Genomic DNA, 9,308 nt, shown 5'->3' on the forward strand with positions numbered 1-9,308 from the left:
GGCGACGCCAGGCCAACCGCCGGGCGTCGTCTCAGGCCTGGGTATTGACCGTACCGCCGGCGCTGCTGTCACCGGTCTTGGTCAGGGCTTCGAGCAACTGCGCGGTCGCCGCCATGACCTGGCCAGTCAGCGTGCTGACGCTGGCTTGCTTGGCGGTAATCAAAGCGATCATGGCACCATCATCTGTGTCTTTAGCCATCATCTCGGCCAATTGCTTCTGCTCTTCGGCGAGCTGCTTTTGCAGTTGCTTGATCAGTTCGCGCAGTTGCTTGATGTGCGGCGGCTCGCTGCTGTCCGAGCCGCTATCTGCTTGTGCCGCCTTGGCGCCGCCAGCGACTTTTGAAAGGTCGACAGGCATGGCGCCGCCCTTCTCGACCTGCTCGACGTCATCACGCTGATTGGTTTTGCCGGCGACTTGCGCCGAAGCAGCGCCAGCGATCGAGATGCCTGTAACTGTAACCATGTTCCGTACCTGCCCTGAAGTGGTCCTTGCGTTGACCAGGCTATCGGCCGCGCGCAGCAGATCTTGAAGTGGGCAGCACCTGCGCTGCAGGCTGGCTAAATTCCCTCAAAGCTGGCTCGTTCCAAAATGTGTAGAAGGCGCAGGGGCCAAACTCCGGCGCGCCTGTTCATTCGAACTTCAGGGAACGCAGCCATGAGCCAGACCCCAGAAACAGTCAAAGATTTGATCGGCGTGGGTTTCGGCCCTTCCAACCTGGCCTTGGCCATCGCCCTCGAAGAACTCGCCCAGAGCCAGGGCCATGCCCTGGACGCCCTGTTCATCGACAAGCAGCAAGACTACCGCTGGCACGGCGATACGCTGGCCACTCAGAGCGAGTTGCAGATTTCCTTCCTCAAGGACCTGGTGTCGCTGCGCACCCCTACCAGCCCGTACAGCTTCGTCAACTACCTGCACCAGAAGCAGCGCCTGGCCGACTTCATCAACCTCGGCACCTTTTACCCGTGCCGGTTGGAGTACAACGACTACCTGCGCTGGGCCGCCGAGCATTTTGCCGACCAGGCCGTGTACGGCGAAGAAGTACTGCGCATCGAACCAGAACTGCACGCTGGCCGGGTCGAGCACCTGCGGCTGGTCTCGCGCGACGGTCAGGGCCGTGAGTACAGCCGGCGCACGCGTTCGGTAGTAATTGGTAGCGGCGGCACGCCGAAAATCCCGGAGAAATTCGCCGGGTTCAAGGACGACAAGCGCGTCTTCCACCACTCCCGCTACATCAGCGGCCTGGCCAAGCTACCCTGCGCCGAAGGCAAGCCGATGCGTATCGCGGTGATCGGTTCCGGGCAAAGTGCGGCCGAGGCCTTTATCGACCTCAACGACAGCTACCCGTCGGTCAAGGTCGACATGATCCTGCGTGCCACTGCGCTCAAGCCTGCCGATGACAGTCCCTTCGTCAACGAGATCTTTGCCCCCGACTACACCGACCTCGTCTACAACGAGCCTGCCGAACTGCGCAGCAAGCTGATCGGCGAGTACCACAACACCAACTATTCTGTGGTCGACCTCGACCTGATCGACCGCATCTACGGCATCCTCTACCGGCAGAAGGTCTCCCACCAGTATCGCCACAACGTACTGTGCCGGCGCAACGTGGATGCGGTCGTAGCCACTGCCGATGGCATCGAACTGACCCTGCGCGACCTCGCCACCGGCCAGCAACAGACTCACCGCTATGACGCGGTGATCCTCGCCACCGGCTACGAACGCCGCTCGCACCGAGAACTGCTGGCGCCGCTGCAGGGCTACCTGGACGACTTCAGTGCCGATCGCAACTATCGAGTCCTGGCCAGCCCGGACATGCACGCCTCGGTGTACCTGCAAGGCTTCTGCGAAACCACTCATGGCCTGAGCGATACGTTGCTGTCGGTGCTGCCCGCCCGTGCCGCGGAAATCGGCCAGGCGCTCTATCAGGACCTCGCCCAGCGCTGCGCCCGCCCGGCGGTAATGGCCGCCGCGAGCAACGCCTGAGGGTACAGGACGCCTTCTGAAATATCTGGTTGCATTTAAAAAGGCAGGATTTTCATTCTCATTCGTCTTTATTAATGCAGCCTTACACGGTTGAGCATGCGCTCGACCCTTATTTTCAGAAGATGACCGATGGCCCAACCTACGAAAAAGTCCAAGTCCAAGCTGTGGTTCCTCGTCCACAGCTGGCTCGCCCTGCCGATCTGGTTCTTTGTCCTGATCGTCTGCTTCACCGGCATGCTGGCCGTAGTCAGCCAGGAGATCGTCTGGCTGGCCAACTCTGACGTGCGCGCGAGCAAACCCAGCGACGGCGCCGAGCGGCTGAGCTTTCAGCAGATCATCGACGCCCTGCACAAGGCCGAGCCGGACATGGCCGTGCGCATGCTGGTGCAGCCTGAGGGTTCGCACTTTGCCCTCGCCGCCAGCGTCACCAACCCGGATGGCACCACGCCAACCCTGTACGTCAACCCGTACACCGGGGTGATCCAGGGCAAGGCGCCGGACTTCAACTTCGAAGCCTTCACCCGTGCCCTGCACGGCTGGTGGCTGGTGCCGTTCACCAATGGCTACAGCTGGGGCTGGTACCTGGTGTCGCTGCTCGGCCTGCCAATGCTGGCCTCGCTGGTGACCGGCCTGGTGGTGTACAAAAAATTCTGGCGCGGCTTTTTCAAGCCGGTGCGCAGCGGCCACGGCTCGCGGATCTTCTGGGGTGACGTACACCGGCTGGCGGGGGTCTGGTCGATCTGGTTCATCACGGTCATTTCGATTACCGGCATCTGGTTCCTGATCCAGGCCATTCTCGGTGACAACCATATAACCATCTCCAGCGAGCCGATCGTGCCGGTGATTGCCCGCGAAGACGTGCCGCTGACTGCCGACGGCAGCCCGGCACCGCGGATCGACCTGGATGCAGCGGCGCGCATCGCCACCGAGGCCATTCCCGGCCTTGAGATCACCTTCATCAGCCTGCCCAGCACGGCCTACAGCCATGTCGAAATGGGTGGCCGCGGCTGGTACCCGCTGATGTTCCAGACCGCATCGGTCAACCCCTACACCAGCAATGTCGACAGCAAGTTCCTGCTCGAAGACCGCTCCGCGCTGGAGTTCGTCACCGAGTCGATGCGTCCACTGCACACCGGCGACTTCGGCGGCCTGGCGATCAAGCTGATCTGGTTCTTCTTCGGCCTGGTATTGACCCTGATGGTACTCAGCGGGCTGTTGATCTGGACCAAGCGCACCGCCCAGGCCACCGCCGCAGCGCTCAAGCGCACCGATCGAGTCGCGCGCGCACAACCGGAACGCAGTGAAACTTCAGTGGAGGCGCAGCCATGAGCAAGGCGCAAGCAGTACCGGTGAGCCCGCTCAAGCAGTTCTGGCTGAAGTGGCGATTCCACATCAACATCCTGCTGATCCTGATCCCGCTGGGGTTCATGCCCAAGTACTTCGCCGACGCGGCCATGTTCCGCGGCGACAGTGGTTTGGGCGCCAATCAGGTCAGCGATATTCAGGTAGGCCCGTACACGCTCGACCTGGCCGAACTGCGCGACGAAGCGCCCAGGGCGGATGGCCCGGCGGGTCATTTCAAACTGTTCAACGCAGCCCTGTGCAAAGCCTGCACCACGGAGGTTAAAGCGGTCTACCTGCGTATCGGCAAGCCGCGCAGCCTGCGCGCTGCGGGGACGATTTTCTTCGGGGCACCCTACCGCATGATCACTTCGCTGCCGGTACCGCCGCGCACACGGTCTGACGCACAGGTCTGGATCACTATCGAAGGCTGGGACGGCAGCATGCACCAGGCATCCGTCCCCCTGGCCCAGGCCTCACCGGCAACCGTGGCCTGGCTCGAGAAACAAGGAGGCACCAAATGAAACACCTGACTCGCAGGCTGGCCCTGCCAATTCTGCTGCTCTGCGCGGGCCCTGCCCTGGCGCACAATCCGATGTGCGAGTGCGCACCGGTTGATGCCGAGCAGATCAAATGCACCGGTGGCTTCTCCGATGGCAGCGGCGCACCCGGCGTGACCCTGGACGTGATCGGCTACGACGAGCAGGTGCTGGTTGGCAGCAAGCTGGGAGACGACTCGACGCTGACCTTCAAGCGCCCCGACGGTGAATTCTACGTGCTGTTCGACGCCGGCCCCGGGCACATCGTTGAAATCGACCATGCCGATATAGGCGAGCCATGAGCCGCGCCCAGGTGATCCGCCCGGCCGGTGCCGGGCATGAGACGCTATATGTACTGCTGACAGCCCTGCTGATCCTGGCGCTGGCCGCCACAGTGGTAACGCTGCGCGGCGAGCGTGAGGATGAAGTCAGCATCGAGAGCCACCAGATCGACGCCCGGCGCGACCTGACGGCGGCCGAACAAGGGGTATTCACAGACCTGTTGGTGGCGTTCGACGAGATCCGCCAGTTGCGCGAAGAGACCGGTTCTATGCCTGAAGTGGCCAGCCTCGCCGAAGAAGGCCTGCCGCCGTTTGTCAGCGATGCCAGCAGCGTCAGCCGCGGTGGCCATCAATGGCAGTGGCTGGCTGCCGGCGCCTATCTGGGACGCAGCCAGGACAGCGCGGTCGCCGGCAGCTTCCTGCTGATCGTGCCCGCGCAGGCGGATGAACGGGCCGATGTCTGGCTGCGCCGCGACACCGCAGCCGTGGTTCCGGACGACCTGCAGCCGGTGGCCCTGATCGCCGCTGGCTGGCAGCAAGTGGTCAGCCATTACGACGCCGGGGTTACCCGTCAACACCGTCACTGAATCCAAGGACTCCTCCATGCTTCGCTCCGCCCTCGCCCGCCGCGCCCTCGCCCTGCTCATGGCCTGCGCCCTCCCGGCCCTGGCCCATGCCGAGGCCGGCAAGCCACTGCGCATCGGCATCACCCTGCATCCTTATTACAGCTACGTGAGCAACATCGTCGGCGACAAGGCCGAAGTGGTGCCGTTGATTCCTGCCGGTTTCAACCCGCACGCCTACGAGCCGCGCGCCGAAGACATCAAACGCATTGGCGGCCTGGATGTGATCGTGCTCAACGGCGTCGGCCATGATGACTTCGCCGAGCGCATGATCGCCGCCAGCGAAACCCCTGATGTCAAAACCATCGAGGCCAATGCCAACGTGCCGCTGCTGGCCGCGACCGGGATTGCCGCCCGTGGTGCAGGCAAGGTGGTCAACCCGCACACCTTCCTGTCGATCAGCACCACCATCGCCCAGGTCAACAATATCGCCCGCGAGCTGGGCAAGCTCGACCCGGACAACGCCAAGTTCTATACCCAAAACGCCCGTGCCTATGCCAAGCGCCTGCGCAAGCTGCGCGCCGACGCCCTGGCCAAGGTCACCGAAGCGCCCCACGCGGATTTTCGCGTAGCGACCATTCATGCCGCCTACGACTATCTGGTGCGCGACTTCGGCCTGGAGGTCACCGCCGTGGTCGAGCCAGCTCACGGCATCGAGCCAAGCCCAGCGCAGCTGAAAAAGACCATCGACCAGCTAAAGGCGCTCGACGTCAAAGTGATCTTCTCGGAGATGGACTTCCCTTCGGCCTACGTCGAAACCATCCAGCGTGAGTCTGGCGTGCGCATCTACCCGCTGACGCACATCTCCTACGGCGAATACACCAAGGAGAAGTACGAAGTCGAGATGCAGCGCAACCTCGATACCGTGGTCCGAGCGATTCAGGAGAACAACGCATGACTGCGCCGGCCAACCTCAGCGTGGTTATGGGCCCGCGGATCGAGTTCGCCGGCATCGACCTGACTCTCGGGCGGACTTCGATTCTGGAACAGGTCAGTTTCAGCGTGGTCGCCGGCAGCGTGCATGCCATCGTCGGCCCCAACGGCGGCGGCAAGAGCTCGCTGATCAAGACCCTGCTCGGGCAGATGCCGCATCAGGGCCAGCTTACCTTGCACTGGCCGGGCGAGCGCGAAGTGATCGGCTATGTGCCACAAGCGCTGGAGTTCGATCGTGGCCTACCTATGACTGTCGACGACTTCATGGCTGCCATGTGCCAGCGTCGACCGGCCTTTCTCGGCCTGTCGCGCCGGGTCCAACCTGCCATCGATGCAGCACTGGCCCGGGTGGGCATGCTCGACAAGCGCAAGCGGCGCATGGGCGCGCTGTCTGGTGGCGAGCGCCAGCGCGTGCTGCTGGCCCAAGGGCTGATCCCCGAGCCGCAACTGCTGGTGCTTGACGAACCCATGTCGGCCCTCGATGAAGCCGGTATCCAGGTGTTCGAGCAACTGCTGCACAGCTGGCGCCAGAGCGGCACCACCGTGCTGTGGATCGAGCATGACCTGGAAGCGGTGCTGCGCTTGGCCGACCGAGTGACCGGCCTCAGCCGCAAAGTACTGTTCGATGCGCCACCGGCCCAAGCCCTGACCCCCGAGCGGCTGCTTGGTCTGTTCTCCGTCCACCCTCGCAGCGAGAGCCTCGCCCGATGAGCTTTGAAGCCTTCCGCCAACTGATCCAGGAATGGGCCAGCGCTGGCTATCTGCCGGAGGCGCTGGCCTACGGCTTCGTCATCAACGCGCTGATTGCCGGGGTGATGATCGGGCCGGTGCTGGGTGGCCTCGGCACCCTGGTCGTGGTCAAACGCTTCGCCTTCTTCTCCGAAGCGGTCGGCCATGCCGCGCTGACCGGGGTTGCCATCGGCATCCTGCTCGGCGAGCCCTACACCGGGCCGTACGGCAGCCTGTTCGGCTACTGCCTGCTGTTCGGCATCCTGCTCAATTTCCTGCGCAACCGCACCGGGCTGTCGCCGGACACCTTGATCGGGGTGTTCCTGTCGGTGTCGCTGGCACTGGGCGCAAGCCTGCTGCTGATGCTCGCGGGCAAGATCAACGTGCACATCCTCGAAAACGTCTTGTTCGGCTCGGTGCTGACGGTCAGTGCTCAGGACCTGCTGGTGCTGGGCATCGTCGCAGTGCTGGTGCTGGCCCTGGCGTTGCCGCTGTACAACCGGATCATGCTGGCCAGTTTCAACCCGCAGCTGGCGGCGGTCCGCGGTGTAGCGGTGAAGACCCTGGACTATCTGTTCGTCGTGCTGGTGACGTTGGTAACCGTGGCTTCGGTCAAGGTCATCGGCGCGATTCTGGTCGGCGCCCTGCTGGTGATCCCGGCAGCGGCAGCACGCCTGGTCAGCCAGTCGCTGAAAGGCTTTTTCTTCATCTCGGTGCTGATCGCTACGGTGAGCACGCTGTGCGGCATTCTGCTGCCGATCGTCTTCGACCTGCCGGTGCCGTCTGGTGCGGCGATCATTCTGGTGGCCGGCGTCTGCTTCGCCCTTGCCGCCCTCGCCCGCGCTCTGGTACCACGCCTGCAAGGAAACCCGGCATGACTTCTACCCTCAAGCAACTGACTCTGGCCTTGGCCCTGGCGGGCCTGCCCGCGCTGACGCTGGCGGCCAAACCGGCAACGGTTACCGTGCTGACCAGCCTGCCGGTCACCCACAGCCTGGCCACCGCGCTGCTCGAAGGCACGTCGGTACAGCTCAACAGCGCGGCGCCGGCAAACCTGCCAGCGACCCGCCAGCCGTCGTACTTCAGTGGCCGCGGTGGCGCCAGCCTGGACAAGGCCGCGCAGACGGCCGACGCCGCCATTGGCCTGCGTTCGATCTGGCGCGATGACCCGCTCTACCCAATGGCCCGACGCAGCAACATCCGCATCGTCGAGATCGATGCCGCACGCCCGGTAGACGGCGCGCTGCCAGGCATTGCGGTACAGGGAGACAACGCGTTTGCCGGCTATCCATGGCTCAACCCCACCAACATGGGGCGCATGGCCGACGTCGTGGCCAACGATCTCGAGCGTTTGTCGCCGAACGACAAGGCCAGGATCCAGGCCAATCTGGCAGGCCTGAAACGGCAGATGCTGGAACTCAACGCCAGCAGCCAGACACGCCTGGCCGAGGCCGACAACCTCAGTGTGGTGAACCTGTCCGAGCGCCTCGGTTATCTGGTCAGCGGGCTCAATCTGGACGTGGTCGATCAGCCGCTACCGGCGGATGACAAGTGGGATGCCGCGGCGCTCAAGGCCTTGGCCGACACGCTCAAAGGGCAGGACGTGGCCTTGGTGGTTCACCATCGCCAACCCGCTGCCGAAGTCGCCGAGGTTATCAAGGCGGCCGGAGCAAAACTGGTCATAGTTGAAAGTGATCCACAAGACAGCGTTGCCGGGCTCAAAGCCAGTGTCGAACAGGTCATCGCCGCTCTGCTCGGCTAGACCTGGTTTCAGGGGCTGTCAACAGCCCCTGAAATGCTCATCCATCAGCGCTTCATACAGCGCTGATAACGCTCATCTACTCGACCAGCGAACCACGCCGTGGTCAGCTTGCGGGTGATCTTCGGGCTCTTCAGCTCGATCCCTGGCAACACCGCGCGCGGCAGCGACTTGCCGGCTTTGGCATCTGCCAGAGCAAATACCTCGCGATACAACTCGCTCTCCTCGAACGCAAGGCTGTCGCCCTCCTCCAGCTGGCTGCGTATTTGCGTGTTGCGCAAGCCCAGCTTCACCCCCAGCTTGCGTGCTGCCTGCTCGGTAGCGCCGGGCATGATCGAGCCCGGTGCAATCAGGTCACCATCGAGCGCCAGGCTGACGCCACTGGCGCGACTCAGCGCCGCCTGAAACGCCGCGTTACGGCTGGCGTACCAACCGGCATTGAAGTCGCCAAAACGGTACAGCTGGCGCGGGTAATGCGCCGGATACCCCAACAGGTGGGCGATGCCGAAGTACATGCCGCCGCGTCGGCTGAACACCTCCTGGCGAATGGTACCCTGATAGCTGTAGGGGTAATTGCTGGCATGACGCTGGGCAAAGTCGATACTGACTTGCATCGGCCCACCGGTGTGCACCGGGTTAAGCCCGCCGAGCAGCGTCTTGCCCAACGGCAAACGTTCGATGACCTCGTCGTACAGCGCGCTGAGCTGCTTCTCGCTGCGCACCGCCGCCAGCCGCTGCTGATACGACTTGCCGTTGCCGGAGGGCGTCAGCAACGCAGCGTCCACCAGCAGCTTGGGGATATGCAGCCGGCCGGCCCGGCGGTCGATCTCGGCGCGGGCGATGCGGCCCAGGTTGGGCACCTGCGGGTCGGCGGTAAAGGTTGATTCCTGCTCGGTCACGGCCAATACCGCGCACAGGTTGCTCTTGCTCGGATCAAGTTGCTGAGCTGTAAACGCCGTCTGGATGTCTTCGGCCCAGCCCTGACGGTCGTTGAGTTGGGCGGGCAGCAGCCGCAGCAGTTGCGCGCGAACCTTGGCCGGGTCTGCTTCGGGAGCACTCTCGCGCTGACCGGCACACCCTTGCAGCAGGGCCAGAATCACCACGCCGGCCCCGGCCAGA

At 63.7% G+C, this 9,308-nt stretch carries 11 protein-coding genes; 9 read left to right on the plus strand and 2 right to left on the minus strand.

Going from position 1 to position 9,308, the window contains the following annotated elements; translation table 11 throughout:
• Positions 1 to 31 precede the first annotated feature (31 nt).
• Positions 32 to 463, minus strand: a complete 432-nt coding sequence (locus IDM28_RS13585; protein WP_150568948.1) for a hypothetical protein — start codon at positions 461 to 463, stop codon at positions 32 to 34.
• Between the two features lie 192 nt (positions 464 to 655).
• Here IDM28_RS13585 and IDM28_RS13590 point away from each other — a divergent pair, with 192 nt between their 5' ends.
• The 9 genes from IDM28_RS13590 (at position 656) to IDM28_RS13630 (ending at position 8,192) form a co-directional block, all read left to right on the plus strand.
• A complete protein-coding gene (locus IDM28_RS13590) occupies positions 656 to 1,984 on the plus strand; it encodes a lysine N(6)-hydroxylase/L-ornithine N(5)-oxygenase family protein (RefSeq protein WP_101320271.1) in 1,329 nt (442 codons plus the stop codon).
• 129 nt (positions 1,985 to 2,113) lie between these two features.
• Positions 2,114 to 3,313 (plus strand): PepSY-associated TM helix domain-containing protein, encoded by a 1,200-nt coding sequence (locus tag IDM28_RS13595; RefSeq protein WP_101320273.1) that lies wholly within the window; start codon positions 2,114 to 2,116, stop codon positions 3,311 to 3,313.
• Complete coding sequence (locus IDM28_RS13600) at positions 3,310 to 3,849, plus strand: thiamine pyrophosphate-binding protein (RefSeq protein ID WP_101320276.1); 540 nt, start codon at positions 3,310 to 3,312, stop codon at positions 3,847 to 3,849. Before IDM28_RS13595 ends, IDM28_RS13600 begins: the two co-directional genes overlap by 4 nt.
• On the plus strand, positions 3,846 to 4,166 hold the full coding sequence (locus IDM28_RS13605) for a hypothetical protein (protein WP_188036235.1): 321 nt from the start codon (positions 3,846 to 3,848) through the stop codon (positions 4,164 to 4,166). The genes IDM28_RS13600 and IDM28_RS13605 overlap by 4 nt, the downstream gene beginning before the upstream one ends.
• The gene (locus IDM28_RS13610) at positions 4,163 to 4,732 is read left to right on the plus strand and encodes a DUF6162 family protein (protein ID WP_101320281.1); all 570 of its coding nucleotides are present in this window, start codon (positions 4,163 to 4,165) and stop codon (positions 4,730 to 4,732) included. The genes IDM28_RS13605 and IDM28_RS13610 overlap by 4 nt, the downstream gene beginning before the upstream one ends.
• A 16-nt stretch (positions 4,733 to 4,748) precedes the next feature.
• Positions 4,749 to 5,666, plus strand: coding sequence for a metal ABC transporter substrate-binding protein (locus IDM28_RS13615; RefSeq protein WP_188036236.1), 918 nt, complete (start codon positions 4,749 to 4,751; stop codon positions 5,664 to 5,666).
• A complete protein-coding gene (locus tag IDM28_RS13620; RefSeq protein WP_188036237.1) occupies positions 5,663 to 6,412 on the plus strand; it encodes a metal ABC transporter ATP-binding protein in 750 nt (249 codons plus the stop codon). Before IDM28_RS13615 ends, IDM28_RS13620 begins: the two co-directional genes overlap by 4 nt.
• Positions 6,409 to 7,308: a metal ABC transporter permease gene (locus IDM28_RS13625; protein WP_101320288.1), complete on the plus strand. Its 900-nt coding sequence runs from the start codon at positions 6,409 to 6,411 to the stop codon at positions 7,306 to 7,308. Before IDM28_RS13620 ends, IDM28_RS13625 begins: the two co-directional genes overlap by 4 nt.
• Complete coding sequence (locus tag IDM28_RS13630; protein ID WP_101320290.1) at positions 7,305 to 8,192, plus strand: metal ABC transporter solute-binding protein, Zn/Mn family; 888 nt, start codon at positions 7,305 to 7,307, stop codon at positions 8,190 to 8,192. The genes IDM28_RS13625 and IDM28_RS13630 overlap by 4 nt, the downstream gene beginning before the upstream one ends.
• Positions 8,193 to 8,236: 44 nt before the next feature.
• On the opposite strand, the gene IDM28_RS13635 is transcribed toward IDM28_RS13630, so the two are convergent.
• Positions 8,237 to 9,292, minus strand: coding sequence for a DUF1615 domain-containing protein (locus tag IDM28_RS13635; protein ID WP_305777705.1), 1,056 nt, complete (start codon positions 9,290 to 9,292; stop codon positions 8,237 to 8,239).
• Between the last annotated feature and the right edge of the window lie 16 nt (positions 9,293 to 9,308).

This window comes from Pseudomonas sp. EZ-C24 (assembly GCF_014525325.1).
GTDB lineage: Bacteria > Pseudomonadota > Gammaproteobacteria > Pseudomonadales > Pseudomonadaceae > Aquipseudomonas > Aquipseudomonas shirazensis.

What these genes read in the sequence shown, in the direction of transcription:
- IDM28_RS13585 (WP_150568948.1), bottom strand. Translation starts at nt 463, where the DNA reads ATGGTTACAGTTACAGGCATCTCGATCGCTGGCGCTGCTTCGGCGCAA.
- IDM28_RS13590 (WP_101320271.1), top strand. Translation starts at nt 656, where the DNA reads ATGAGCCAGACCCCAGAAACAGTCAAAGATTTGATCGGCGTGGGTTTC.
- IDM28_RS13595 (WP_101320273.1), top strand. Translation starts at nt 2,114, where the DNA reads ATGGCCCAACCTACGAAAAAGTCCAAGTCCAAGCTGTGGTTCCTCGTC.
- IDM28_RS13600 (WP_101320276.1), top strand. Translation starts at nt 3,310, where the DNA reads ATGAGCAAGGCGCAAGCAGTACCGGTGAGCCCGCTCAAGCAGTTCTGG.
- IDM28_RS13605 (WP_188036235.1), top strand. Translation starts at nt 3,846, where the DNA reads ATGAAACACCTGACTCGCAGGCTGGCCCTGCCAATTCTGCTGCTCTGC.
- IDM28_RS13610 (WP_101320281.1), top strand. Translation starts at nt 4,163, where the DNA reads ATGAGCCGCGCCCAGGTGATCCGCCCGGCCGGTGCCGGGCATGAGACG.
- IDM28_RS13615 (WP_188036236.1), top strand. Translation starts at nt 4,749, where the DNA reads ATGCTTCGCTCCGCCCTCGCCCGCCGCGCCCTCGCCCTGCTCATGGCC.
- IDM28_RS13620 (WP_188036237.1), top strand. Translation starts at nt 5,663, where the DNA reads ATGACTGCGCCGGCCAACCTCAGCGTGGTTATGGGCCCGCGGATCGAG.
- IDM28_RS13625 (WP_101320288.1), top strand. Translation starts at nt 6,409, where the DNA reads ATGAGCTTTGAAGCCTTCCGCCAACTGATCCAGGAATGGGCCAGCGCT.
- IDM28_RS13630 (WP_101320290.1), top strand. Translation starts at nt 7,305, where the DNA reads ATGACTTCTACCCTCAAGCAACTGACTCTGGCCTTGGCCCTGGCGGGC.